The 25,286-nt window shown below is 76.5% G+C and carries 23 protein-coding genes; 11 read left to right on the top strand and 12 right to left on the bottom strand.

Annotated elements, in window-relative coordinates; genetic code table 11:
- Positions 1–45 precede the first annotated feature (45 nt).
- Both HUT06_RS20170 and HUT06_RS20165 read right to left on the bottom strand, forming a co-directional pair.
- Positions 46–1,089: a zinc-dependent alcohol dehydrogenase family protein gene (locus tag HUT06_RS20170; protein ID WP_176197160.1), complete on the bottom strand. Its 1,044-nt coding sequence runs from the start codon at positions 1,087–1,089 to the stop codon at positions 46–48.
- Positions 1,090–1,099: 10 nt separating this feature from the next.
- Positions 1,100–1,597, bottom strand: a complete 498-nt coding sequence (locus HUT06_RS20165) for an XdhC family protein (protein WP_176197159.1) — start codon at positions 1,595–1,597, stop codon at positions 1,100–1,102.
- 139 nt (positions 1,598–1,736) lie between these two features.
- Here HUT06_RS20165 and HUT06_RS20160 point away from each other — a divergent pair, with 139 nt between their 5' ends.
- Genes HUT06_RS20160 through HUT06_RS20150 form a run of 3 tightly spaced genes read left to right on the top strand, consistent with a single transcriptional unit; the run spans position 1,737 to position 3,859 of the window.
- Positions 1,737–2,291, top strand: coding sequence for a universal stress protein (locus HUT06_RS20160; protein WP_176197158.1), 555 nt, complete (start codon positions 1,737–1,739; stop codon positions 2,289–2,291).
- 51 nt (positions 2,292–2,342) lie between these two features.
- The gene (locus HUT06_RS20155) at positions 2,343–2,987 is read left to right on the top strand and encodes a nucleoside monophosphate kinase (RefSeq protein ID WP_176197157.1); all 645 of its coding nucleotides are present in this window, start codon (positions 2,343–2,345) and stop codon (positions 2,985–2,987) included.
- Positions 2,984–3,859 (top strand): 1-aminocyclopropane-1-carboxylate deaminase/D-cysteine desulfhydrase, encoded by an 876-nt coding sequence (locus HUT06_RS20150; RefSeq protein WP_176197156.1) that lies wholly within the window; start codon positions 2,984–2,986, stop codon positions 3,857–3,859. The genes HUT06_RS20155 and HUT06_RS20150 overlap by 4 nt, the downstream gene beginning before the upstream one ends.
- 54 nt (positions 3,860–3,913) lie before the next feature.
- On the opposite strand, the gene HUT06_RS20145 is transcribed toward HUT06_RS20150, so the two are convergent.
- The 3 genes from HUT06_RS20145 to HUT06_RS20135 form a co-directional block, all read right to left on the bottom strand.
- The gene (locus tag HUT06_RS20145; protein WP_176197155.1) at positions 3,914–4,987 is read right to left on the bottom strand and encodes an acyl-CoA dehydrogenase family protein; all 1,074 of its coding nucleotides are present in this window, start codon (positions 4,985–4,987) and stop codon (positions 3,914–3,916) included.
- Complete coding sequence (locus HUT06_RS20140) at positions 4,984–6,177, bottom strand: acyl-CoA dehydrogenase family protein (RefSeq protein WP_254715286.1); 1,194 nt, start codon at positions 6,175–6,177, stop codon at positions 4,984–4,986. The genes HUT06_RS20145 and HUT06_RS20140 overlap by 4 nt, the downstream gene beginning before the upstream one ends.
- Before the next feature lie 133 nt (positions 6,178–6,310).
- Positions 6,311–6,712: a nuclear transport factor 2 family protein gene (locus HUT06_RS20135; RefSeq protein WP_176197153.1), complete on the bottom strand. Its 402-nt coding sequence runs from the start codon at positions 6,710–6,712 to the stop codon at positions 6,311–6,313.
- Between the two features lie 81 nt (positions 6,713–6,793).
- On the opposite strand from HUT06_RS20135, the gene HUT06_RS20130 reads away from it, so the two are divergent.
- A complete protein-coding gene (locus HUT06_RS20130) occupies positions 6,794–7,387 on the top strand; it encodes a TetR/AcrR family transcriptional regulator (protein ID WP_176197152.1) in 594 nt (197 codons plus the stop codon).
- An 18-nt stretch (positions 7,388–7,405) separates the two neighbouring features.
- On the opposite strand, the gene HUT06_RS20125 is transcribed toward HUT06_RS20130, so the two are convergent.
- Positions 7,406–9,427 (bottom strand): AAA family ATPase, encoded by a 2,022-nt coding sequence (locus tag HUT06_RS20125; protein ID WP_176197151.1) that lies wholly within the window; start codon positions 9,425–9,427, stop codon positions 7,406–7,408.
- Positions 9,428–9,577: 150 nt separating this feature from the next.
- Here HUT06_RS20125 and HUT06_RS20120 point away from each other — a divergent pair, with 150 nt between their 5' ends.
- Positions 9,578–10,399: an SDR family oxidoreductase gene (locus HUT06_RS20120; protein WP_176197150.1), complete on the top strand. Its 822-nt coding sequence runs from the start codon at positions 9,578–9,580 to the stop codon at positions 10,397–10,399.
- A gap of 89 nt (positions 10,400–10,488) precedes the next feature.
- Positions 10,489–11,334: an ATP-binding cassette domain-containing protein gene (locus tag HUT06_RS45250; RefSeq protein WP_302931816.1), complete on the top strand. Its 846-nt coding sequence runs from the start codon at positions 10,489–10,491 to the stop codon at positions 11,332–11,334.
- Here the strand turns inward: HUT06_RS45250 and HUT06_RS20110 are convergent.
- Positions 11,267–14,482 (bottom strand): carboxyl transferase domain-containing protein, encoded by a 3,216-nt coding sequence (locus HUT06_RS20110; RefSeq protein WP_176197149.1) that lies wholly within the window; start codon positions 14,480–14,482, stop codon positions 11,267–11,269. The two genes, HUT06_RS45250 and HUT06_RS20110, sit on opposite strands and share 68 nt — an antisense overlap.
- 171 nt (positions 14,483–14,653) lie before the next feature.
- Here HUT06_RS20110 and HUT06_RS20105 point away from each other — a divergent pair, with 171 nt between their 5' ends.
- Together HUT06_RS20105 and HUT06_RS20100 are read left to right on the top strand one after the other, a co-directional pair.
- Positions 14,654–15,244, top strand: coding sequence for a TetR family transcriptional regulator (locus HUT06_RS20105; protein WP_176197148.1), 591 nt, complete (start codon positions 14,654–14,656; stop codon positions 15,242–15,244).
- A 144-nt stretch (positions 15,245–15,388) separates the two neighbouring features.
- The gene (locus tag HUT06_RS20100) at positions 15,389–16,897 is read left to right on the top strand and encodes an RtcB family protein (protein ID WP_176197147.1); all 1,509 of its coding nucleotides are present in this window, start codon (positions 15,389–15,391) and stop codon (positions 16,895–16,897) included.
- Positions 16,898–16,919: 22 nt separating this feature from the next.
- Here HUT06_RS20100 and HUT06_RS20095 read toward each other — a convergent pair whose 3' ends face one another.
- Positions 16,920–18,353, bottom strand: coding sequence for an aldehyde dehydrogenase (locus HUT06_RS20095; RefSeq protein WP_217711355.1), 1,434 nt, complete (start codon positions 18,351–18,353; stop codon positions 16,920–16,922).
- Between the two features lie 135 nt (positions 18,354–18,488).
- Between HUT06_RS20095 and HUT06_RS20090 the strand changes: the two genes are divergently transcribed.
- Together HUT06_RS20090 and HUT06_RS20085 are read left to right on the top strand one after the other, a co-directional pair.
- Complete coding sequence (locus HUT06_RS20090; RefSeq protein WP_176197146.1) at positions 18,489–19,670, top strand: acyl-CoA dehydrogenase family protein; 1,182 nt, start codon at positions 18,489–18,491, stop codon at positions 19,668–19,670.
- Between the two features lie 150 nt (positions 19,671–19,820).
- On the top strand, positions 19,821–20,255 hold the full coding sequence (locus HUT06_RS20085; RefSeq protein ID WP_176197145.1) for an SRPBCC family protein: 435 nt from the start codon (positions 19,821–19,823) through the stop codon (positions 20,253–20,255).
- A 22-nt stretch (positions 20,256–20,277) separates the two neighbouring features.
- Here HUT06_RS20085 and HUT06_RS20080 read toward each other — a convergent pair whose 3' ends face one another.
- From HUT06_RS20080 to HUT06_RS20070, 3 genes are all read right to left on the bottom strand, one after another.
- Positions 20,278–21,063 carry an enoyl-CoA hydratase/isomerase family protein gene (locus tag HUT06_RS20080; protein WP_176197144.1) on the bottom strand — a complete coding sequence of 262 codons (786 nt, stop codon included), beginning with the start codon at positions 21,061–21,063 and terminating at the stop codon, positions 20,278–20,280.
- Positions 21,039–22,046, bottom strand: a complete 1,008-nt coding sequence (locus tag HUT06_RS20075) for an alpha/beta hydrolase (protein WP_176197143.1) — start codon at positions 22,044–22,046, stop codon at positions 21,039–21,041. The genes HUT06_RS20080 and HUT06_RS20075 overlap by 25 nt, the downstream gene beginning before the upstream one ends.
- Positions 22,047–22,121: 75 nt before the next feature.
- Entirely contained in the window at positions 22,122–22,871 is a 750-nt protein-coding gene (locus tag HUT06_RS20070) for a gamma-glutamyl-gamma-aminobutyrate hydrolase family protein (protein WP_176197142.1), read from the bottom strand.
- Between the two features lie 441 nt (positions 22,872–23,312).
- On the opposite strand from HUT06_RS20070, the gene HUT06_RS20065 reads away from it, so the two are divergent.
- Positions 23,313–24,515, top strand: coding sequence for a globin domain-containing protein (locus tag HUT06_RS20065; protein ID WP_176197141.1), 1,203 nt, complete (start codon positions 23,313–23,315; stop codon positions 24,513–24,515).
- Here the strand turns inward: HUT06_RS20065 and HUT06_RS20060 are convergent.
- Entirely contained in the window at positions 24,430–25,209 is a 780-nt protein-coding gene (locus HUT06_RS20060; protein ID WP_176197140.1) for a helix-turn-helix domain-containing protein, read from the bottom strand. The two genes, HUT06_RS20065 and HUT06_RS20060, sit on opposite strands and share 86 nt — an antisense overlap.
- Between the last annotated feature and the right edge of the window lie 77 nt (positions 25,210–25,286).

Genomic DNA, 25,286 nt, shown 5'->3' with positions numbered 1-25,286 from the left:
ACGCACGGCCCCCCGGCCGGGAGGGGTGCCGCGCGGATCCGCCGGCTAGGACTCCCGGTGCGGTTCGAGCACCGTGATGCCGGGGCCGGACGGCGCGGTGAGGGCCCCGGGCGCGTCGCCGAGCGGCAGCACGCGGGCGACGAGCAGGTCCGGGCGCAGCGCGCCGGCGCGCACCAGCTCCAGCATCGGGCCGTAGGCGTGCGCGGGCATCCCGTGGCTGCCGGCGATCTCCAGCTCCCAGGCGATGACGCGGTCCATCGGGAGGTCGGCGCGGCCCGCGCCGGGCGGCAGCAGCCCGACCTGGACGTGCCGGCCGCGGCGGCGCAGCGAGGCGACCGAGGCGCGGGCGGTGGCGGGGCTGCCGAGCGCGTCCAGGGACAGGTGCGCGCCGCCGCCGCTGGCGTCGCGGACGGCCGCGGCGACGTCGTCGTGCCCGGCGGCGTCGACGACGGCGGCCGCGCCGCAGCGCCGCGCCAGCTCCAGCGCGCGCGGCGAGACGTCGACGGCGACGACCCGGGCGCCCGCCGCCGCGGCGATCATGACGGCGGACAGGCCGAGGCCGCCGCAGCCGTGCACCGCGACCCACCGGCCGGGCGCGGCGCCGCCCTGCGCGGTGACGGCCCGGAACGCGGTGGCGAACCGGCAGCCGAGCGCCGCCGCGGTGGTGAAGGGCATCCCGTCGGGCAGCCGCACGAGGTTGACGTCGGCGTCGTGGACGGCGACGTACTGGGCGAACGAGCCCCAGTGCGTGAAGCCGGGCTGGGTCTGCTCCTCGCAGACCTGCTGGTCCCCGGCCGCGCAGGCGGGGCAGCGGCCGCACGCGCACACGAACGGCGCGGTCACCCGGTCGCCGGGCCGGTGGCGGGTCACTCCCGCGCCGACCTCCTCGACCGTGCCCGCCAGCTCGTGGCCGGGGACGTGCGGGAAGGACCGGATGTCCGGGTCGTGGCCCTGCCAGCCGTGCCAGTCGCTGCGGCAGGCGCCGGTGGCCTCGACCCGGATCACCGCGCCGCCGGCGGGCACCGCCGGGTCGGGCAGGTCCCGGACGTCCGGCGGCGCCCGGAAGGCGTCGTAGGCGACGGCTCGCACCCGCGGCCCGCTAGAACTCGAAGCCGCCGGGGCGGCCGTTGCGGTCGGCGATCAGCCCGGCGAGCGCGGCGATGGCGATCTCCGCCGGGGTCTTGGAGCCGATGTTGAGGCCGATCGGGCGGTGCACCCGGGCGATCTCGCTCGCGGGGACGCCGAGCTCGGTGAGCGCGGGGATGTGCGGGGCGGGGTGCCGGGGGTTGCCCATGACGCCGACCCACCGCACGGGCTGCGTGAGCACGTCGCGCAGGACGGGCCCGAGCTCGGGGCGGTGGTGGTCGGTGACGACCACGTCGGCGGTGCCGTCGAGCGGCGGCAGGTCGGCGGCGCCGCCGCGCTCCTTGTCGGGGTCGACGAGGAAGGTGCGGTAGCCGAGGTCGGCGCCGTAGCGCAGCAGGTGGTCGGCGACGGGGCCGGCGAACACCGCGACCAGTGTCCGCTCCGGCGCCTCGGGCGGGACGTCGCCGTGCGCGACGGCGCAGGACGGGTCGTTGTCGTGCGGTGCTCCCATACCCGAAGTGTGCCGCGCGCGGCGGCGGCCGGTCCAGGGGCCACGCCTTCCAACGCAAAACACCGTTTCCGCAATGTGGCACTCCCCGCGGCGCAGGGGGTATGCCTAAACTGCTGGCACCCGGCGCACAGGAGGGGTCGTGATCGCGAGACCGGAGGGCGGTCCCCGCATCGTGGTGGGGGTGGACGACTCCGCGGGCGCCCGCTGCGCGCTCTCCTGGGCGATCGGCGCGGCGCGGCTGCGCCGGCTGCCGCTGCTCGTCGCGCACGCGGCGCCGCTGCCGCCGCACGTGTCGGCGGCCGGGCAGCTCGGCTGCGGCATCACCGAGGCGCTGCGCGCCTCCGGCGCCGAGCTGATCGCGCGGCTGCTCACCGAGGTGTCCGGCGGCCCGCCGGGCGGGGTGGAGCTGACCGCGCTGGCGCTGGTCGGCGAGCCCGGCGCCGCGCTGGTGCGGCTGGCGGGCGACGACGACATCCTGGTCGTCGGGCACGGGACGCGCGGCCCGTTCTCGCGGCTGCTGCGGCCGTCGGTGCGGCTGCACTGCGCCCGGCGGGCCCGCGCGACGCTGGTGTGCGTCCGGCAGCCCTCGTTCGAGACGCTGCTGGCGGGCCTGGCCGTGGCGGACGAGTCGCCCGAGCACGCCCCGGACTCGCGTTTCCGCAGGCTGGGACGGCGGCTCCGGCTGCCGCTCTGAGCGGCGCCGGCCCGGCGGTTTCCCGCCCGGCCCGCCGCATAGGCTTGCCGCATGCGCAAGTACGTCATCATCGGCGCCATCGGCAGCGGCAAGGGAACGCAGTCGGGACTGCTCGCGCGGGATCTGGACATCGTGCACATCAGCGTCGGGGACATCTTCCGCTGGCACGTCAAGAACCACACCAAGCTGGGCGCGCAGGTGCGCCGGACGATGGCGGCGGGCGAGCTGGTCGGCGACGACCTCGCCGAGAGCGTCGTCCGGCAGCGGCTGGACCAGCACGACTGGAACTACGGGTTCATCGTCGACGGGTTCCCGCGCAGCCGCCGGCAGACCGAGTTCTTCCTGGAGAGCTACGACATCGACGGCGTGATCCACCTCGACCTCCCGGACGCGGAGGTCCGCCGCCGGGTGCTCGGCCGCCGGCTGTGCGCGCGGTGCGGGATGGACTACAACCTGATCGCGGACCGCCCGACGCACGAGGGCCGCTGCGACGTGTGCGGCGGCGAGCTGGTCACCCGCGAGGACGACACGCCGGAGGCGCTCGCGGAGCGGCTGCGCGACTACCACGCCAAGACCGACCCGATCCTGGAGCTGTTCGGCCGCAAGGAGTACGTGGTCACCGTGGACGCGCGGCCGGGCATCGACGAGGTGCAGCGGACGCTGCGCGCGGAGCTCGGGCTCCCGGCGCCCCGGTGACGTCCCCGGTCCCGGCCCTGCCCGCGCCCCTCCCGGCGTCCCCGGTGGTGGAGCTGGCCGACGACCGGGCCGCGCGGCGCGGCGTGCGGCTGTTCCTGAAGCGCGACGACCTCGTCCATCCCGAACTGCCCGGCAACAAGTGGCGCAAGCTCCGGCACAACATCGGCCCGGCCCGCGCGCGGGGGGCGCTGCTGACGTTCGGCGGCGCGTACTCCAACCACATCCGGGCCGCCGCCGCGGCGGGGCGGCTCTTCGGGTTCGCGACGATCGGGGTGATCAGGGGCGAGGAGCACCTGCCGCTGAACGACTCGCTGGCCTACGCCGCGCGGATGGGCATGCGCCTTGCCTACCTGGACCGCGCCGCCTACCGCCGCAAGCACGACCCCGACGTCATCGGCGCCCTGCGCGAGCGGTGGGGCGGCTTCCACCTGCTGCCGGAGGGCGGCAGCAACGCCCTGGCCCTCCAGGGGTGCGCGGAGCTGGGCGCCGAGGTGCCGGGCTTCGACGTGGTGTGCTGCCCCTGCGGGACGGGCGGGACGCTCGCCGGCCTCGCCGCGGGCCTGGCCCCGGGCCAGCGGGCCCTCGGATTCTCCGTGCTGAAGGGCGGCTTCATGGACGGCGAGGTCGAGCGGCTCCAGCGCAAGGCGTACGGGGAGCGGCGGGGGGACTGGCGCGTCGAGGACGGCTTCCACTTCGGCGGCTACGCCAGGCGGACCCCGGAACTGGACGCGTTCATCACCGGTTTCACCGCCCGCCACGGCGTCGTCCTCGACCGGGTCTACACGGCGAAGATGATGTTCGGCGTGCTGGCGCTGGCCGAGCGGGGCGCCTTCCCGCCGGGGACGCGCGTGCTCGCCGTGATCACCGGCTGACCGCGATCACCGGCCGGCCGGGCGGCTCCCGGTGCGGAGCCGCCCGGCCCGGTGTCACGCCGGGGGCAGGTCGACCAGCTCCGCCAGGGCGGCGCGGTGGTGGTCGGCCGTCCCGAGGGCGATCGAGTCGGCCTTGGCGCGCTTCAGGTACAGGTGCGCGGGGTGCTCCCAGGTGAAGCCGATGCCGCCGTGCATCTGCACGCATTCCTCCGCCGCCTTGAGGGCGACGGCCGAGCAGTGCGCCTGCGCCACGGCCACCGCGATCGGCGCGTCCCCGTCCCCGGCGGCGACGCAGGACGCCGCGTGCCGCGCGACGGCCCGCGCCTGGGTGATGGACGTCCACAGGTCGGCGAGGCGGTGCTTGAGGCCCTGGTAGGAGCCGACCGGGCGGCCGAATTGGTAGCGGGTCTTGACGTAGGCGACGGTGTCGTCCAGGCAGCGCTCGGCGAGCCCGAGCTGCTCGGACGCCAGCATCGCCGCACCGGTCAGCAGCGCCGCCCGGACCGCGTCCAGGTCGCCGGCGACGCGCCGGGCGGGCGCGCCGGAGAAGGCGACGTCGGCGAGGCGCCGGGTCATGTCGAGGGAGGTCACGGCGGTGCGGCGGGCGTCGGCGGCGTCCACCGCGTACAGGCCGCCGGAGGCCGGGACGAGCAGGACGTCGGCGGCCATGCCGTCGGCGACGCTGGTGACCTCGCCGGTCAGCGCCTCGTCGGCCGCCCGCACGGTGGCGGCGGCGCCGCCGGGCGGGGTGCTGAACGGGACGGCCAGGACCGCGATCCGCTCGCCGGCGGCCAGCTCGGCGAGCAGCTCGCGCTCACCGGCGGCCAGCAGCGCGGCGGTCGCGACCACGGCGCTGGTCAGGAACGGGACGGGCGCGGCGGAGCGGCCCAGCTCCTCCATCACCACCGCGGTCTCCCGCCAGGTGGCGCCGGCGCCGCCGAGGTCCTCGGGGACGGGGAGCCCGGCGCAGCCGAGCTGCCCGGCGACGGCGCGCCACAGCTCCGCGTCGTAGGGCGCGTCCTTCTCGACGCCGGCGAGGACGGACGTCCAGGGCGCCTTGTCGTCGAGCAGCCCGCGGACGCCCGCGCGCAGGTCGGTCTCGATCTCGGAGTACAGCAGGTCGCTCATTTGGGCAGGTCCTTCCACGCCACGTCCTTGTCGACGCGGATCTCGCCGGGCAGGCCGAGGACGCGCTCGGCGATGATGTTGCGCAGGATCTCCGAGGTGCCGCCCTCGATGGAGTTGCCCTTGGCGCGCAGGTAGCGGTAGCCGGGCGAGCGTCGGGTGAAGTCGACCTCGGTGGGGCGGCGCATCGTCCAGTCGTCGTAGCGCAGGCCGTCCTCGCCCAGCATTTCCAGCTCCAGCCCGGAGACCTCCTGGTTGAGCTTGGCGAAGGCGAGCTTGGCGCCCGAGCCCTCGGGGCCGGGCCGCCCGGCGGCGAGCTGCTGGCGCAGCCGCTCCCCGGTGAGGCGGGCGGCCTCGGTCTCCACCCAGGCGCGCAGCAGCGCGTCGTGCAGGCCGGGGGTGCGCAGTTCGGGGCGGTCCCGCCAGAGCGCGGCGACCACGCCGATCATGCCGCCCTCGCGCGGCGCGGCGTTGCCGCCGATCGCGACCCGCTCGTTCATCAGCGTGGTGGTGGACACCTGCCAGCCCTGCCCGACCTCGCCGAGCCGGTGCGCGTCGGGGATCCGCACCCCGGTGAGGAACACCTCGTTGAACTCGGCCTCGCCGGTGATCTGCCGCAGCGGGCGGACCTCGACGCCGGGCGCGGTCATGTCGCACACGAAGTAGGTCATGCCGCGGTGCTTGGGGACGCCGGGGTCGGTGCGGGTCACGAGGATCGCCCAGCGCGCCTCGTGCGCCATGGACGTCCATACCTTCTGCCCGTCGACGGTCCAGGCGTCGCCGTCGCGGACGGCGCGGGTGGCGAGCGCGGCGAGGTCGGAGCCGGCGCCGGGCTCGCTGAACAGCTGGCACCACAGCTCCTCGCCGGTCCACAGCGGGCGCAGGAAGCGGCGCTTCTGCTCCTCGGTGCCGAACGCGAGGATCGTCGGCGCGGCCATGCCGAGGCCGATGCCGTTGCGCTCGGGGTGGTTGGTCGGCGCGCCGGCCTCGGCGAACGCCCGGTCGACGGCGGGCTGCAGGTGCCGCGGGGCGCCGAGCCCGCCGAGCCCCTCGGGGTAGTGGACCCAGGCGAGCCCGGCGTCGAACCGGGCGCGCAGGAACTCCAGGGGCTCGGTGGCCGACGGGTCGTGGGCGGCGAGGAACTCGCCGACCTGGCGGCCCAGCTCGTCGGCGTCGGGCGGTGCTGTGCTCACAGGGCGGACCTCCGCGCGGGGCGGCGGGCGGCGGCCGGGCCGCCCGCGAACGGACATACCAACCGGTCGGTATGGCGCGTCCAGCCTAGGAACCGCCCGACCCGCGAGTCAACCGCGGGGCCGGCGCGGCCGGTCAGGCGCCCGCCGCCAGGCCGAGCCCCGCGTGGTCGTGGTAGTCGCGGGACTCCACGATGTGCCCGTCACGGACCCGCATGACCACGATGTTCGGCAGCAGGAACTCCCGCCCCGTCGCGGTGTTGCGCCCCGCGTACTCGAACTCCGCGACGATCACCTCGGGATCGGCGGTCTGGTGGACGGTGACGTTGCGCGCCGCCATCTCCAGTGGCAGCGTCTCCAGCCGGGCGAAGTGCTCGCGCAGCGCCGCGCGGCCCTCCAGGCGCGCGGCGGGGCGGGCGAACGGCTGCACGACCACCGCGTCCTCCGCGTAGAGCCGCGGCAGGTCGCCGGGATGCCGGGCGGCGATCCCGTCGAGCAGCCGCTGGAAGACGGCCCGGGGGGTGGCGAACTCGGACATGGCTGACTCCTCTACAATCGGAGTTTCTACTCCGTATGCAAAATATGGAGTCAAGACTCCACTTGTCAATGGAAGGCCGCGATGACCTCTCCCCCGTCCGGCAGGCCGCTGCGCGCCGACGCCCTGCGCAACCGCGCCAAGGTCCTCGCGGCGGCCGAGGAGGTCTTCGCCGCGCAGGGGACCTCCGCGTCCACCGAGGAGGTCGCGCGGCGGGCGGGCCTCGGAATCGGCACGGTGTTCCGGCACTTCCCCACCAAGGAGTCGCTGCTGGAGGCCGTGCTGGTCGCGCTGCTGGAGCGGCTCGCCGGCGAGGCCCGGGAGCTGCGCGCGGCCGCCGACCCCGGCGCGGCGTTCTTCGGGTTCCTCTCCCGGGTGGTCTCCCAGGCGGCGACCAAGCAGGCCGTCACCGAGGCGCTGGCCGAAGCGGGCGTCGACGCCCGGTCCGCCACCGGGCGCGCGGGCCCCGGCCTGCGGGCGGCGCTGGCCGCCCTGCTCGAACGCGCGCAGGAGGCGGGGGCCGTCCGCGCCGACGTCGGCCCCGAGGAGGTCATGGCGCTGCTGGTCGGCATGTCGTACGCGGCCGGGCACGCCGGGGCACGCGAGGACGTCCTGCGGATCGCCTTCGACGGCCTGCGCCCCCGCGCGCGCCCGGAGGGGGCGGCCGCGCGCGGCTGACGCCCTCCGGCCGGCCCGTCAGCCGCCCAGCTCGGCGGGCAGGTCGTCGCGGTGCAGGACGGTCAGCGAGGTGACGGCGCGGGTCAGCACGACGTACAGCCGGGCGAGGCCGCGCTCCTCCGCGGCGGCGATCGCGGCGGGCTCGGCGACGATCACGTGGTCGTACTCCAGGCCCTTGGCGAGGGTCGCGGGGATGACCAGCAGCCGGTCGGCGCCGTCGGACTCCGGGCCGAGCACGGCGTGCTCCAGCCCGGCCTCCGCCAGCGCGGCCGCGTGCGCGGCGACGGCGGCGTCCGGGACGATCAGGCCGATCGAGCCGGGGCGGGCGAGGGCCGCGCGGGCGGCCTCGGCGGCGGCCGGGACCACGCCGCCGACGCGGCGCACGTCCAGGGCGCCGGCGCCGGGCCGCAGCGAGCGCGGCCGCTCCAGGCCGGGCGCGACGTGCGGGAGCAGCCGGGCGGCGTAGTCCAGGACGGTGCCCGGGACGCGGAACCCGAGCGTCAGCTCGGTGACCTCGCCGTCCTGCCCGAGGTGGCCGAGGACCTCCGTCCAGGAGCGGGCCGACCAGGCCGTGGTGCCCTGGGCGAGGTCGCCGAGGACGGTCGCCGAGCCCGTCCCGCAGCGGCGGCCCAGCGCCCGCAGCTGCATCGCCGACAGGTCCTGCGCCTCGTCCACGACCAGGTGGCCGATCGAGGGGGTCCGGTCGATGAGGCCGCCCAGCTCGTCGAGGAGGGCCCGGTCGGCGGCGGTCCACTTGGCCGACCGGTGCGAGCGCGGCGCCTTGGGCCATAGGAGCGCGGCCTGCTCGTCCTCCCGCAGGACGCCCTTGGCGGCCCGGGCGAGGAACGCGGCGTCCGACAGCAGCCGGTGCAGGACCTGCTCGGGGGTCACCTTCGGCCACACCGCGTCGAGGACCTCCCGGACCGGCCGGCTCCGGGCGACCTGGTCCTGGACGCGGTCGTCGGGCGCCTCGCCGCGCTGCTCCATCAGCACCAGGACCCGGTGCGCGAGGCGCTGCGCGAACGCGGCGCGGCCCGCCCCGTACCGGGTGGTGCCGCGCAGCCCGGCCGCGATCTCCCGTACCTCGTGGTCGGCGAGCCGGAAGCGGACCGAGCCGCGGGTGACGACGAGGCCCTCCTCGGGCTTGCGGACGTGCAGCCACAGCGCCCTGCGCAGGACGTCCGTTATCCGGGGGTCGCCCTTGGCGGCCGACACCGCCGGCGGCTCCGCCCCGAGCGGCGCGCCGAGCAGGTCGTCGATCGTGGCCTGCTCGACCCGGACCTCGCCGAGCGCGGGCAGCACCGCCGAGATGTAGCCGAGGAACGCCCGGTTCGGGCCGACGATGAGGACGCCGGACCGCGACAGCCGCTCCCGGTGCGTGAACAGCAGGTAGGCGGCGCGGTGCAGGCCGACGGCGGTCTTGCCGGTGCCGGGCGCGCCCTGCACGCAGACCGTGCGGGGCAGGTCGGCGCGGACGATCACGTCCTGCTCGGGCTGGATGGTGGCGACGATGTCGCGCATCGGCCCGGTGCGGGGCCGCTCGATCTCCTCGGTGAGGATCCGGGACGGCCCGGCGCCGGTCCCGCCGTCGAGGGGCTCGTCCTCGAAGGCGGTCAGCTCGCCGGCCTGGAACCCGAAGCGGCGCCGCAGCCGCCAGCCCATCGGCTCGGCGGGGCCGGCCTGGTAGAAGGCGCGGGAGACGGGGGCGCGCCAGTCCAGCACGAGGGGGCGGCCCTCGGCGCCGTCGTGGACGTGCCGCCGCCCCACGTAGATGACCTCGGGCAGTTCGGGGTCGCCCGCGGCGGCGCGGTCCATCCGGCCGAAGAACAGCGGTGTGCCGGGGTGGTCGGCGAGCGCGGCGACCCGCTGGTCGAGCATCGCCTCCAGGATCTGCCGGCTCACCCAGTCGGCGGCGACGTCAGCCGACAGGCTCGCGGCGTGCTCGCGCATCCGGCGCAGCGCGGCGCGCGACTCGGCCAGGTGCGCGCGTTCGGCGGTGAGTATCTCCGTTTCGTCGGATCCGGCGGGTTCGGCGGGCATGCGGGCAGACCTCCGGCGGTGAGGGGCGACAAGGGAAACCCACTACCTTACCGGCCGCTCACCCGCCGCCGGGACGGCATGCGATGACTTCGACCCGGCGGCGGCGCTTCGCCTTGCCGGGCCGGGAGGGCGTGTGTGACGTTGGGCGCCATGGTGACTTCGACGGGACAGGTGACGCTGACGGGACGGTCCGCGTTGGTCACGGGGGCCTCGTCCGGCATCGGCGCGGTCGTCGCGGAGGCGCTCGCCGCCGCCGGCGCCCGCGTCGGCCTGGTGGCGCGCCGCAAGGACGCGCTCGAGCAGGTGCTCGCGCGCTGCCGCGAGCACTCCCCCGACTCGGCGATGTGGACCGCCGACCTCGCCGACCTCGACGGGATCGCCGAGCTGGCGGCGGCCGCCGAGCGCGAGCTCGGCGGCGTGGACGTGCTGGTGAACAACGCGGGGATGCCGAAGCGCCGCCGCGTCCAGGACCTCGCGCCCGCCGAGGCCGAGGAGGTGATGCTGCTCAACTACGCCTCCCCGGTACGGCTCACACTGGCGCTGCTGCCCGGCATGGTCGCGCGCGGGCACGGGCACCTGGTGGCGGTCGGGTCGGTCGCCGCGCGGCTCGGGCCGCCGCACGAGGGCGCCTACGGGGCGTCCAAGGCGGCGCTGACGGCGTTCTGGGAGAGCATGGCGGTCGATCTCGACGGCACGGGCGTGCAGGTCCATCTGGTCCAGCCCGCGCTCATCGCCGGGACCGAGCTGTTCACGCTGCCCGGCAACGAGCCGCCGCTGAGCGACGTGTCCGACGCGCTCCCGCCGGAGCGGGTCGCCGACGCCGTCCTGGCCGCGCTGGAGACCGGGAAGTTCGAGCAGTACGTGCCGGACTGGTTCGACGAGATGGCCTCCGGCAAGGCCGCCGACGTCGACGCGTTCGTCGCGGGCGTCAAGGAGTGGACGCGGGACCGGCTGGAGCCGCCCGCGCCCTGACCGCGAGGGCGTTGCCGCCGCCCGCGCGCGTCAGTAGGGTGTGGATCCGCCAGTGATCCACATCACAGTGAGCCGAGGTGCGGATGGGCATGACCGCTCCAGCGGGGCTCCGCGTCCGCGACGTCACGGTGCGGTTCGGCGCGGTGACGGCCGTGGACGGCGCCGGGCTCACCGCGCCGCCCGGCGCCGTCACCGGGCTGATCGGCCCGGACGGCGCGGGCAAGACGACGCTGTGCGAGGTGATCGCCGGGCTGCGGCGCCCCGCGGCGGGCACCGTCCACCTCGGCGACGCCGACCTGACCGGCAGTGCCGCGCGCGAGCGGGCCCGGCGCGGCATCGCCCGCGCCGCCCGGCGGCCCGGAGGCGCCGGCTCCCGCACCGTCCGGGAGGCGGTGCGGGCCGCCGCCGCGCGGCACGCGCTGACCGCGGAGGTCGCCGGCCGGACGGCGCGCGACCGGTGGCGGCGCCGGCTGGACGCCCGCCGCGACGCGGGGCCGCGTGCCGACGAGGTCCTCGCCCGGGTCGGCATCGCCGAGTACGCCGACCGGTGCGCGCGGGAGGCCCCGCCCGGCGTCGCGCTGCTGGCCGACCTGGCGCGGGCCCTGACCGCCGAACCGGCGGTGCTGCTGCTGGACGAGCCCTGGGACGGCCTGCCGGTGCGGTACGCGCGCGCTCTGGAGGTGCTGCTGCGCGACCTGGCCGCCGAGGGGCTCGCGGTGCTGGTGGCCGGGCGGGAGCTGGAACCGGTGCTGGGCGTCTGCGACGTCCTGCACGTCCTGGACGGCGGCCGGGTGATCGCGGCGGGCGCGCCCGCGGAGGTCCGCGCCGACCCGCTGGTGCGGGACGCCTACCGCGCCGGCCGGCCGGTCACCATGTGTCGATCCACGGCCGGGGACGGTCCGGCACGGGCGGCGCTCCGGCGAGCACCGCGGTGATCCAGCGGCGGGTGTCGGCGGGGTCGATGACGTCGTCCAGCTCGAACACCGTGGCCGCGTGCAGCGCCTTGCCGTACTCGTAGGCGGCGGCGACCATCTGCTCGAACAGGGCCTCCGGGTCCTCGGCGGCCTCCAGCTCCTTGCGGAACCCGAGCCGGACGGCGCCCTCCAGCCCCATGCCGCCGATCTCGCCGGTGGGCCAGGCGACGGTCGCGAGCGGCGCCTTGAACCCGCCGCCCGCCATGGCCTGCGCGCCGAGCCCGTAGCCCTTGCGGAGCACGATCGTGATCACCGGGACGCGCAGGTTGGCGCCGATGACGAACAGCCGGCCGAAGTGCCGGACGGTCGCGGTGCGCTCGGCGTCCGGGCCGACCATGAAGCCGGGGGTGTCGCACAGCGACACCACGGGCAGGCCGTGCGCGTCGCACAGCTGCAGGAACCGGGCGGCCTTGTCGGCGGCGTCGCGGTCGATGGCGCCGCCGAGGTGCGCGGGGTTGCTGGCGATGAGGCCCATCGGGCGGCCCTCGATCCGCACCAGCGCGGTGATGATCCCGACGCCGAACGCGCGGCGCAGCTCCAGCAGCGACCCGGTGTCGGCGAGGTGCCCGGCGGCGCAGCGGACGTCGTAGGCGCGCATCCGGTTCTCGGGGACGAGGTGCCGCAGGGCGCGCTGGTCGCCGCACTCCCACTCCTCGCGCGGGCCCTGGAAGTACGACAGGTAGCGGCGGGCGGCGTCCACCGCCGCGGCCTCGTCGTCCACGACGATGTCGACGACCCCGTTGGGCTCCTGGTCGGCGATCGGGCCGATCTCCTCCGGCGCGAACACGCCGAGCCCGCCGCCCTCGATCATCGCGGGGCCGCCCATGCCGATGTTGGCGTCGCGGGTGGCGATGATGGCGTCGCAGCAGCCGAGCAGGGCCGCGTTCCCGGCGAAGCAGCGCCCGGACGCGATCCCCACGGACGGGACGACGCCGCTGAGCCGCCCCATGGCGTGGAAGGTCGTCACGTCCAGGCCGGACACGGTGGAGGTGTCGGTGTCGCCGGGCCGTCCCCCGCCGCCCTCGGCGAACAGCACCAGCGGGAGGCGGCGGCGGTGGGCGATGTCGAGCATCCGGTCGGTCTTGCGGTGGTTCTGGTGGCCCTGAGTCCCGGCCAGGACCGTGTAGTCGTAGGACATGACGACGGCCTGCGCGCCGTCCACGTCCCCGATGCCGCACACCATGCCGTCGGCCGGGGTGCGCTCGATGAGCTCGTCCAGGGAGCGGCGCTGCCGCTGCGCGGCGATCGCGAGGGCGCCGTACTCGACGAACGTGCCGGGGTCGCACAGGTCGGCGATGTTCTCGCGGGCGGTGCGGTGGCCGCGCGCGTGCCGCTTGGCGACGGCCTCGGGCCGCGCGGCGTCGAGCCCGATCGCGTGCCGGCGAAGCGTCTCGGCGAGGTCGGCGCGGATCGCGTCGAGGTCGGCCTCGTCCTCCTCGGCGGCGTGGTCGCCGCCGGCGTCGGCGGGTTCGGTGAACAGCAGCGGCGCGCCCTCGGCGACCGTGTCCCCGGGGGCGGCGGCCAGCATCCGGACCACGCCCGCCTCGCCCGCGCGGACGACGTGCTCCATCTTCATCGCCTCGAGGATCACCACCGGAGCCCCGGCCCGCACCAGGTCGCCCTCGGCGGCCTCGACGCTCACGACCGTCCCCTGCATCGGCGCGGGGACGGCGACCGTGCCGGGCGGCGCGTCCGGCACGGCGGCGGCCTCCGGCTCGGCGGCGTGCGCGGCGGTCTCGGGGTGGTAGCGGCGGTGCTCGCTGTCCAGCAGTTCGGCCAGGTGGCCGCCGACGAAGGAGGTGTCGGCCCGGCCGGCGGTGAACTCCGGGTGCCGCAGGACGCCCTGGAGCAGCGGGATGCTCGTGGACACGCCCGCGACCTCGAACTCGCCGAGCGCCCCGTGCGCCCGCGCGGCGGCGGACGGCAGGTCCTCCGCGCGGGCGATCACCTTGGCGAGCAGCGGGTCGTAGCGCAGGCTCGTCCGGTACCCGGCGTAGCCGCAGGTGTCGACGCGGACGCCGGGCCCGGACGGCGGCGCGAACGCGGTGAGCGTCCCGGCGCGGGGGTGCGGCGCGCCGTCCGGGCCGATCGTCTCGGTGTTGACCCGCACCTGGACGGCGCAGCCGGACGCCGCCGGCGGCGCCGCCAGGCCCACGCCCGCCAGGTCCTCCCCCAGCGCGAGCCGGATCTGGGCCTTCACCAGGTCGACGCCGGTGATCTCCTCGGTGACGGTGTGCTCGACCTGCAGCCGGGGGTTGGCCTCCAGGAACCAGAACTCCGCGCCCGCGACGAGGAACTCGAACGTGCCGAGGCTCTCGTAGCGGACGCGGGCGGCCATCCGCAGCGCCGCGTCCAGCAGCGCGTCCCGCGTCCCGGCGGGCAGCGCGGGCGCGGGCGCGACCTCGATCAGCTTCTGGTGGCGCCGCTGGACGCTGCAGTCGCGCTCCCACAGGTGGGTGACGGCGCCCGTCCCGTCCCCGGCGACCTGCACCTCGATGTGGCGGGCGCGCGGCACGTACTTCTCCGCGTACAGCTCGCCGGAGCCGAACGCGGCGAGCGCCTCCGACCGGCACCGCTCGTACGCGGCGGCCATCTCGGCCGGGTCCGCGACGACGCGCATGCCGCGCCCGCCGCCGCCCGCGAGCGCCTTCAGCATCACGGGCCCGTGCTCGCGCGCGAACGCCTCGGCGCCCGCGAGGTCCACGGCGCCGCCGGTGCCCGGCGCCACGGGCACGCCCGCGGCGCGGGCCAGGTCGCGCGCCCGCGCCTTGTCGCCGAACAGCTCCAGCAGTTCGGGGCGCGGGCCGACGAACGTGAGCCCGGCCGCGGCACAGCCCGCGGCGAAGGCGGCGTTCTCGCTCAGGAAGCCGTAGCCGGGGTGGACGGCGGCGGCCCCGGCGTCCGCGGCGGCGGCGATGAGCGCGTCCGCGTCGAGGTAGCCGGCGACGCCCTCGCCGGGCAGCGCCCGCACCTCGTCGGCGCGCCGGGTGTGCGCCGAGGCCGCGTCGTCGCGGGTGCGGACGGCGACCGTCCGCAGGCCCAGCTCGGCCGCGGCCCGCACGACCCGCAGCGCGATCTCCCCCCGGTTGGCCACAAGGATCCCGCCCACCCGGCCTCCTCACCTCGCCTGCGCCGATGGGCCCTCACTCTAGAGAGCCGCCCGCGCGGCGGCGCGGGCGAGTGGGGGGGCGCACGGCGATGCGGGGCGGCTGGATGGCCGGGCCGCCCGGCGGCGCGCGATAATGGTGGCCCGACCAGCACCCGGAGGAACGACGACACCATGGGCACCGCCGGACGCACCGTGCGCGAGTCCCTGCTCGACGCCGCCGCCGGGCTGCTGGTCGAGCGCGGCTACCGGGCCGTCCGCATGCGGGACGTCGCCGAGGCCGCCGGGGTGAGCCGGCAGACCGTCTACAACGAGTTCGGCGACAAGTGGGGGCTGGCCCAGGCGGTCGTGGTCCGCGACAACGAGCGCTACCTCGACGGCGTCGACGCGGCGCTGTCCCGGCACGACGACGTGTACTCCGCGGTGGTCGCCGCCGTGATGTACACGCTGGAGACCTCGGCGGACGACCAGCTGAAGAAGGCGGTGCTGACCGGCGCGGGCGGCGACGAGATGCTGCCGCTGCTCACCACGCAGGCCGAGCCGGTGGTGTTCGCCGCCAGCGCCCGCATCGCCGAGCACGCGCTGCGGCACTGGCCGCATCTGGACCGCGACGCGCTCACCGAGGTCGCCGACGCGGCGGTGCGGCTGACGATGAGCCACATCATGCTGCCGTCCGGCCCGCCGGAGGAGTTCGCGCACTTCGTGGCCCGGCTGGTGGCCCGCTACCTGTCCGTCCCCGCGAAAACCGGTGGCCCGGGCGGCTGACCCCGCGCTACCGTCGGATCCTCCTCGCGGCTGCTGAACCCGAGGACGAGCGGCCCCGCCCGCTCCCCCGCCGTCGCGCCCTCCGCGCGGACGGCTCCTTTCCGCGCGCCGGCGCGCGCTCCCAGCAGCCCTGAAGGATGTACCGTGTCCGCACGTCAAGACGCCCGTCTCGCCCGCTCGGGCGAGCACTGGCTCACCCTCCCCAACCCGCGGGGCGTCCCCGTCGAGATCTGCGCCGGGGCCGGCGTCCCGCTCGAACCCGCCGCCGTCACCGAGGCGCTGGCCCTGCTGGAGACCGCCGGGACGCTCGAGCGGCTCGCCGAGGCCACCCCCGGCTACACCGGGCCGGAGCCGCGCGTCACCCGCGCCGCCCTCACCCCCGACTTCCACAAGGGCGCCGGGATTCCGATCGGGACCGTCCTGGAGACCGAGCACGCGCTGCTGCCGCAGGCGGTCGGCAGCGACGTCAACTGCGGCATGCGGCTGGAGGTCACCGCGCTGCGCGCCGGCCGCGTCCGGGCCCGGCTGGACGCGCTGGAGCGGCGGCTGCGGCATCTGTTCTTCGAGGGCGGCCGCGGCATCGCGCTCACCCCCGTCCAGCGGGAGGCGCTGCTGCGCGACGGCCTGCCCGGCCTGCTGCTTGCGGGCGGCACCCCGTGGCGGGGCTTCCGGCCGGAGGACGCCGACGACGCCCTGGACCGCGCGCACGCGTGCGCGCATCCGGCGGCGACGGCCGCGGCGTTCGCCGACTGGATCGGCAGCGCGGGCGGCGCGAGCCACGACAGCGTCATCGGCGGGATCGGCGGCGGCAACCACTTCGCCGAGCTGCAGTACGTGGCCGAGGTGCACGACCCCGCCGCCGCGCACGCCTGGGGCCTGGCCCCCGGCACGGTCGTCACGATGGTGCACAGCGGCTCGCTGTCGCTCGGCCACCAGGCCAACGCCACCGCCCTGGACGCGCTGCGCGCCGGGTGGCCGGCCGAGCTGCCCCGGCCCCGCAACGGCGTCCTGCCCTTCCTGCTGGACGAGCGGTCCGAGCCCGCCCGCCGCCGGTACCTGGACGCGTTCGGCAACGCCGCCAACTTCGCGGCCGGCAACCGCTACTTCCTGTCGCTGGCGATGCGCGCGGGCCTGGCGGCCGAGTGCGGGGACCCGCAGGCGCGGCCGCTGTACGACGCGCCCCACAACCTGTTCTGGCGGGACGGCGACCGGTTCGTGCACCGCAAGGGCGCCACCCCGGCGGGCGGCCACGCCGAGATGGCCGGCGGCCCCTACGCGATGTGGGGCGAACCGGTCATCGTGCCGGGGTCGATGGGGGCGTCCAGCTTCGTCCTGCGCGGGCACGGGAACCCGCGCACGCTGGCCAGCGCCTGCCACGGCGCCGGGCGCCGGGTCCCGCGCGGGGCGTCGGCGCGGGGCGGGGACGCCGAGCTCGACGCCTTCCTGCGCGAGTTCCGGGTCGTGACGCCGCTGGACCACCGCGACCCGCTGACCGCGCGCAGGCGCGACGTGATGGCGGCGTGGCGGCGCGACCTGAAGCAGGAGGCGCCGTGGGCGTACAAGGACATCGGCCCGGTCGTGTCGAGCCTGGCGGGCGGCGGCGTCGCGTCGCCGGTCGCGGAGCTGCGGCCGCTGCTGACCGTCAAGGGCTGAGCGGCGTCAGGGCCGGAGGCGGTCAGGGGACGTCGGTCTGGACGTGGACGGCCTTCACCTTCGTCATCTCGTCGAGCAGCTCGGGGCCGTAGCCGAAACCGCGGCCGCTGCCGCGGCGCGGTTCGGCGGCGCCGCCCGGGGCGCCGCCGAACACGGCGTTGATCTTCACCGTGCCGACGTTCAGGGTGCGCCAGGCCGCCTGCGCGTGCGCCATGTCCCGGGTGAGGACGGTCGCGGCGAGGCCGTGCCGGGAGCGGCGCGCGGCGTCCAGGGCGTGGTCGAAGGAGGCCACGGTGCGGACGGGCGCGACCGGCCCGAACACCTCCTCGGCCATGATCGGCATGTGGTCGGCGCAGCCGGCGAGGACCGTGGCCGGGTAGAACGCGCCGGGCCCGTCCGGGATCCGCGCGCCGGTCAGGGCGCGCGCGCCGTCCGCGATCGCCTTCTCCACCTGCTGGTGGACGTGGGTGCGGTGCCGCTCGTCGACGAGCGGCCCGAGCTCGGTGCTCACCTCCGCGCCCGGCCCCATCCGCAGGGCGCGGGCCCGGTCGGCGAGGGCCTCCAGGAAGGGTTCGGCGACGGCCTCGTGGACGTAGACCCGCTCGACGGACGTGCAGATCTGGCCGGCGTTGGCGAAGCAGCCGAGGGCGGCCTGCTCGGCGGCCCACCCGGGGTCGACGTCGCCGTCCACGACCAGCGGGTCGCAGCCGCCGTTCTCCAGCAGGGTGCGGGCGCCGGTGCGCAGGGCCAGTTCGGCGACGCGGCGGCCGGCGGCGGTGGAGCCGACGTGCGCGACGACGTCGGTGTCCGGGTGGCCGGCGAGGGCCTCGCCCGTCGCGCCGTCCCCGGTCACCATGTTGAGGACGCCGTCGGGCAGGCGGTCGTCGAGCAGTTCGGCGAGCATGGCGCCGGTGTGCGGGGTCCGCTCGGAGGGCTTGTGCACGACGGTGTTGCCGGTGGCCAGCGCGGCGCCGATCAGGCCGCAGGCGATGGCGACCGGGTCGTTCCACGGGGTGATCACGGCGACGACGCCGCGCGGTTCGCGGACCATGAAGTCGGCGGCCCGCCAGCCGCCCTGGAGGCTGCGGCCGCCGTGCAGCGGGCCGAGCTCGGCGTACTGGCGCAGCGTCGCGATGCCGGCCTCGACGCCGCCGAGCGCGTCGCCGGACGGCTTGCCCATCTCGGCGGTCACCAGCGCGGCCAGCTCGTCCACCCGCTCCTCCACCGCCCGCGCGGCGGCGTGCAGGGCCGCGCCGCGGTCGGCGGCCGGGGTGGCGGCCCAGCCGGGGGCGGCGTCGCAGGCCGCCGCGACGGCCGCGGCCACGTCCGCGGGCGCGGACACGGCCACCACCCCCAGCGGCTCGCCGGTCGCCGGATCGGTCATCGTGTACGCGTCCTGCCCGGTGCCCTGGCTCCACCGTCCGCCGGCCAGCATCCACCTGTCGCGCGGCCGCATGGGCGCCCCCTCCCGAATCGGTGTCCGCCGGTTCGCCTACCCGGTGCGGCGCGCTTCAATGACCGCACCCCCCGCGTCAGTGACCACTTACTGAAATCGGCTACCGTGGTGCGGACGCGAATTGAGGGAGGCGCGGTGGACTTCGACCTGCCGGAGAGCGCGGCCGCGGTGCGCGAGGGCGTGCTGGCGATCGCCGGGAAGTACGACCAGGACTACTGGGGCCGCTGCGACGCGGACAAGCGGTGGCCGGAGGAGGTCTGGCGGGAGCTGGTGGCCGGCGGCTGGCACGCGCTGGCGGTCCCCGAGGAGTACGGCGGCGGGGGCCAGGGGCTGCTGGAGCTGGCCGTCGCGCTGGAGGCGCTGGCCGAGGGCGGCGCGGGCGGCGCCGCGTCGTTCATGTACCTGCTGACCCCCGCGTTCGGCGGGCTCACGATCGACCGGCACGGGACCGACGCGCAGAAGCGCGAGCTCCTGCCGGGGATCGCCGCCGGGGAGCTCGAGACCTGCTTCGCCATCACCGAGCCGGACGCGGGCAGCAACGCGATCGACATCTCCACCCAGGCCCGCCGCGACGGCGACCACTTCGTGGTGAGCGGCCAGAAGATCTGGATCTCCGGCGTCGAGCGCGCCGACCTCCTCGTCCTGGTCACCCGGACGATCCCGGCCGCCGAGGCCCGGCCCCGCACCGCCGGGTTCACCGTCCTGCTGGTGGACGTCAAGCAGGCCGTCGCCGACGGCACGCTCACCTACCAGCCCATCCCCAAGCTCGGCACCAACACCGTCGCGTCCAGCATGGTGTTCCTGGACGAGGTGCGCGTCCCGGCCGAGCGCGTCCTCGGCGAGCCCGACCAGGGGTTCCTCGTGCTGTGGGACATCCTCAACCCCGAGCGCATCCTCGCCGCGGCGGGCGGCGTCGGGTCCGGGGGGCTGGTGCTCAAGCTCGCCTGCGAGTACGCGACCGACCGGGCCCCGTTCGGCAAGCCGATCGGGACCAACCAGGCCATCGCGTTCCCGCTCGCCAGGGCCAAGGCGCAGCTGGAGCTGGCGCGGCTGATGACCTACAAGGCCGCCTGGCTGTGGGACCGCGGCCGGCCCTGCGGCTCGGAGGCCAACATCGCCAAGCTGACCGCGGCGGACGCGGCCTGGCAGGCGGCCGACCGCGCCTTCCAGACCTACGGCGGGATGGCGTACTCGATGGAGTACCCGATCGCCCGGATGTTCCGCGACGCCCGCATCGCCAAGAACATCCCGGTCGCGGAGGAGCTCGTCCTCGCCCACATCGCGCAGCACGAGCTCGGCCTGCCCAAGTCGTACTAGGCCGCGGTGGTACCAGGCTGCGCCGCGGTGGGCGAGGGCCCCGAGCAGCATGCGCCCGATCGTGCCGGATCGGATTCGGCACGGTCGAGGTGTTGCCCGCGTCACAGCGGCCGGGCCAGCATGAGGGTCCGCCCACCATGAGGAGAGCCCATGCCCCGGTCCTACGCCAGCGCCGTGTTCGCCAGCACCGCCGACGAGGTCTGGTCCTACCTGCGGGACTTCGGCAACCTCGCCGACTGGATGCCCGGCGTGCAGACCGGCGTGATCGAGGACGGCGGACCCGGCGACCGCGTCGGCTGCGTCCGCCGGCTGATCGGCCCCGGCGAGACGGTGTTCCGCGAGCGGCTCACCGCGCTGGACGACGCCGGCCGCGGCTACCGGTACGAGATCCTGGAGTGCCCGCTGCCGGTGCGCGACTGCCGCGCCGAGCTGCGCGTCGCCCCCGTCACCGCCACCGGCCACGCGTTCGTCGAGTGGCGGGCCGAGTTCTCCGCGGACGCCGCCGACGAGGAGGCGATGACCAAGACGCTCGCGCAGGGCATCTACGCGACCGGCCTCGGCGCCCTCGCCGAGCGCTTCGGCTGACCCCGGGCGGACCGGCTCCGCCTCAGCCGAACCTGGGCGGGCGCTTCTCGCGGATCGCCGCGACGCCCTCCCGCACGTCCGGGCCGGTGAACCCGAAGAACTCCATCGCCAGCGACGCGTCGAACGTCGGGCCCGCGAGCCGCAGCCAGTTGTTCAGCGCGTGCTTGGTCAGCGACAGCGCCTCGGCGGGCCCGGCGGCGAGCCGCCCGGCGATCTCCAGCGCGCGGTCGTGCACCTCCGCGTCGTCCACGCACAGCGACACCAGGCCGATCCGCTCGGCCTCCTCGCCGGTCAGGACGTCGTTGAGCAGCAGGTAGTACTTGGCCTTCGCCAGCCCGCACAGCAGCGGCCACACGATCGCCGCGTGGTCGCCCGCCGCCACGCCCAGCCGCACGTGCCCGTCGATGATCTTCGCGGTGCGGCCGGCGACCGAGATGTCGGCCAGCAGCGCCACCGCCAGCCCCGCGCCCACCGCCGGGCCCTGCACGGCGCTGACCACCGGCTTGGAGCAGTTCAGCACGTTCATCACGATGTCGCGGGCCTCGCGCATGATCCGGCGGCGCGCGGCGTGGTCGGCCATCATCTCCTCGATCATGGCGATGTCGCCGCCGGCGGAGAACGCCGTCCCCTCGCCGCGCACCAGGATCGCGCGGACCGCGTCGTCGGCGTCGGCGTCCCGCCAGATCTCCGCCAGCTCGCGGTGCCCCACGGTGTCGACCGCGTTGAGCTTGCCCGGCGTGCTGATCGTGACGCGCAGCACCCCGTCCGCGGCCCAGTCGATCCTCAGCCGCTCGTACCCGTCGTACATGGCGCGCCGCCCTCCCGCTCGCGATCACCGAATGCCGCGCGCAATCGTCGCACAGCGAACGCCATCGCCTCGGCACCGGCGTCGAAGATCTCCGGCAGCAGGAAGAAGGAGTGCACGACGCCGTCGTAGCGGCGCAGCTCGACCGGCACCCCGGCCGCCGCGAGCCGCCGGGCGTACGCCTCCGCCTCGTCGCGCAGGATGTCGCACTCGGCGGTGATGACGGTGGCGGGCGCCGCGCCCGACAGGTCCGGCGCGCGCAGCGGCGCCAGCCGGAAGTCCGCCGGGTCGGCGCCGCCCCGGTACAGGTCCATGAACCGGGCGAGGGTGCCCGCGTCCAGCCCGTACCCGGACCCGTACTCCCGCCAGCTCGGGGTGTCCATCGCCGTGTCGGTCACCGGGTAGACCAGCAGCTGGTGGGCGAGCGGCAGCCCGCGGTCGCGGGCCAGCAGCGCGGCGGCGGCGGCGATGTTGCCGCCGGCGCTGTCGCCCGCCACCGCCACCGCGCCGGGCGCGATCCCGTGCCGGGCGAGCGCGGCCCCGCGGCGGCCCGGCTCCCCCGCCGCGGCCGCGACGACGGCCCACGCGTCCTCCACGGCCGCGGGGAACGGGTGCTCGGGCGCCAGCCGGTACCCGACGCTCAGGACGGCGCATCCGGCGGCGTGCGCGAGGTCGCGGCACGCGGCGTCCACGTTGTCGACGCCGCCGAGCACCCAGCCGCCGCCGTGCAGGTACACCACCGCGGGCAGCGGCCCGCGCGCGAGCGGCACCGGGCGGTACAGCCGCACCGGCACCGGGCCGCCCGGGCCGGGCACCGCGATGTCGCGGACATAGGGCAGCTCCCGCCGCTCGACCGGGAACGCCGCGCCGATCCGCTCCCGCATCTGCGCGATCGTGGGCTCGGCCCCGTCCCCGGCGCCGGCGGGCGGGGCCGTCCAGGAGGCCAGCAGCTCCAGGAAGCTCGCGGTCTGCGGATGGACGGGCATGCGGCGGCCTCCCCGTGGGTCTGCGGCGGTTTCCACCGGATCGCCTTCCCCCGCAACCGGGACGCCAATCCCGGTTCAGCGGCCCGCGGCCTCCGCGACCAGGGCCTCGAACAGGCGCTTGTCCTCGCCCTCCTCGGGATGCCACTGCACGGCGAGGCCGAAGCGGTGGCCCTGCAGCTCGATGGCCTCCACCACCTGGTCCTCGGCCCACGCCACGGCCGACAGCCCCTTGCCGAGCCGCCCGACCGCCTGGTGGTGGTAGGTCGGGACCTCCGCCGCGTCGCCGAGGATCTCGCCGATCCGGCTGGCCGGGCTGATCCGCACCGGGTGCGAGCCGACCAGGCCGGCCTGCGCCGCGTGCCCGCTGTGGCCGACGGCCTCCGGCAGGTGCTGGATGAGCGCGCCGCCCCGCGCGACGTTCAGCACCTGCATGCCCCGGCAGATCGCCAGGAACGGCAGGTCCGCGGACACGGCCGCGCGGACGAGCGCCAGCTCGAACCGGTCGCGCTGCGGCTGCGGCGGTCCCGTCTCGTGGTGCCGGGCGGCGCCGTAGAGCTCGGGGTCGACGTCGCCGCCGCCGGCCAGCACGATCCCGTCCAGCCGGCCCATGAGCAGATCGACCCCGCGCAGGGTCGCGGCCGGGGGCAGCAGCACCGGGACGCCGCCGGCCCGCTCGACCGAGCGCGCGTACGGCGCCGGCAGCAGCGCGGCCTCGCGCACCCAGGTCCCCCAGCGGGCCGGCTCCTGGTAGGTGGTGATCCCGATGACCGGCGGGCCGCCGGCACCGGTGGCGGGGCCCCGGGCCCCGCGGACGGCCTCTGACATGCGTGTTCCCCCTCTGCTGAGCACTGGCCACCGGACCGGCGCGCACGGGTGCTCGCCGCACCCGCCCCCTCGCGCCGTCCCGCCCCCGGCCTTCTCCCCGGCCAGCTTGCCGCAGGCGGCGGTTCCGCGCAGTCCGAAGCGGTCAGATCGCCGCCGCGCGGCCGATCTTCCACCGGGGAGTGCTTTCCTCCTCCACCGCCGCACCGGCCGCCGCGGCCCGGCCACGCCATCCGCCGATACCGATCAGTATCCGTGCTCATTCAGAAGCTCCACCGGTCACCGCGGCCACATGAGCGCTCACACTGCGCAGCGGAGGGTGCCCCCGCTCGACCGCCCGGTTGAGTACGCACCGCGTTCGGCGAGAGAATCTCACCCAGCCGGGCACCCGGACCCGCCGCGACCGCCGGTGCCAGGCCCGAAGGCCAGGGAGTGAGCCCGGACATGCCACCGGAACCCCGCACCGCCGCCGACTGCTTCGCCCGCCTCGAAGCCGACCCGGCGGGCGCGACGAGCTATTTCTACGGCCGCCTCTTCGCGGCCGAGCCGCAGCTGCGCGCCCTGTTCCCGCCCGCGATGGGCCATCAGCACGACCGGTTCTTCCACGCGCTCGCCCGGATCGTGCGCGGCCCGGACGACCCCGCCGGCCTCGCCGCCCACCTGTGCCGGCTCGGCCGCGGCCACCGCAAGTACGGGGTCCGGCCCGAGCACTACGCCGCCGTCGGCGCCGCGCTCACCGCCACGCTGCGGGTCTTCGCCGCCGACTGCTGGACGCCCGCCGCCGAGGCCGCCTGGACCGCCGCCTACACGCGTGCCGCCGAGGCCATGATCGGCGCCGCCGAGCGGGACGCGGCGCAGTCCCCGCCGTGGTGGGCCGCCGAGGTCACCGCCCACGACCGCCGCGCCCCCGACCTCGCGGTGCTCACCCTGCGCCCCGAGCGGGCGCTGCCCTTCGCCGCCGGGCAGCACGTCAGCGTGCAGACCGCCCGCTGGCCCCGGCTGTGGCGGCCCTACTCGATCGCCAACGCGCCCCGGCCGGACGGCACGCTGCGCCTGCACGTCCGGGCCCGCCCCGGCGGCTGGGTGAGCGGCGCGCTGGTCCGGGCCACCGCCCCCGGCGACACCGTGCTGCTCGGCCCGGCCGAGGGCGAGATGACCCTCGACCCCGACCCCGGCCGCGACCTGCTCCTGATCGGCGGCGGCACCGGCCTCGCCCCCGTGAAGGCGCTGGCCGAGCAGGCCGCCGGGTCGGGCCGCGACGTCCGCCTCCTGGTCGCCGCGCGCACCGCCGACCACCTCTACGACCTGCCCGACCTGCGCCGGCTGGAGGCGGCATCCGCGCGGCTGCGGGTCGTCCCCGTCCTGTCGCGCTCGGCGGGCCCCGGCGCGCTGACCGGCCACGTGCAGGACGTCCTGCCCGGCCTGCTGGACTGCGTCCGCGACCACACCGCCTACGTCGCGGGGCCCGCCCCGCTCGTGCGGGCCGCGGCCGCCGCGCTGCGGCGGCTCGGCGTGCCGGCGCCCCGCGTGCACCACGACCTGCCCGCGCGCGGCGGGCCGGTCACCAGCCCGCCCGCTCTCGCAGGTACTCCGTCGTCGGCGCGTCCGCCGGATAGAACGACTCGATCGCCAGTTCCGCGACCGTGATGTCGACCGGCGTGCCGAACGTCGCGATCGTGCTGAAGAAGGACAGCTCCCGGCCGTCGAACCGCATCCGCAGCGGGACGAACACCTCGTGGCCGGCAGGCGGCGCGATCGCCTCCCCGACGTCCCCCGGGAAGCTCCGCAGCTCCCGGTAGAGCTCGGTCAGCGCCGCGTCCGCGGTCAGCGCGACGTGCCGCCGCACCCGGTCGATCATGTGGGCGCGCCACTCGGCGAGGTTCAGGATGTTCTTCGCCATCCCGTCCGGGTGCATGCTCAGCCGCAGCACGTTCAGCGGCGGCTCCAGCAGCTCCGGCGGCGCCCCCTCCATGAACAGCGCGGCGGCGCCGTTGGCGTCGATGAGGTTCCAGAACCGGTCGACGACCACCGCCGGGTACGGCTCGTGCCCGGCCAGCACCTGCTTCAGCGCCGCCCGGACCGCGTCCATCCTCGGCTCCTCGATCGGCGTCTCGTCGAACACCGGCGCGAAGCCCGCCGCCACCAGCAGCAGGTTGCGGTCGCGCAGCGGCACGTCCAGGTGCTCGGCGAGCCGCAGCACCATCTCACGGCTCGGCGCGGAGCGCCCGGTCTCCACGAAGCTGAGGTGCCGGGTCGACACGTCCGCCTCCGACGCCAGCTCCAGCTGGCTGAGCCGGCGCCGCTGCCGCCAGGCGCGCAGCTGGTCCCCGATGGGTCGCATGTCACTCAACGCCGTCGTCACGCCCCGGACGCTACCGGCCGCCCGGTCACGCCCGCGATTACGTCCCGGGTAATGGA

This window comes from Actinomadura sp. NAK00032 (assembly GCF_013364275.1).
In the GTDB taxonomy this organism is placed as follows: Bacteria; Actinomycetota; Actinomycetes; order Streptosporangiales; family Streptosporangiaceae; genus Spirillospora.
The sequence above is the reverse complement of the archived record's forward strand: the minus strand, read 5'-3'. Positions and strand labels throughout refer to the sequence as shown.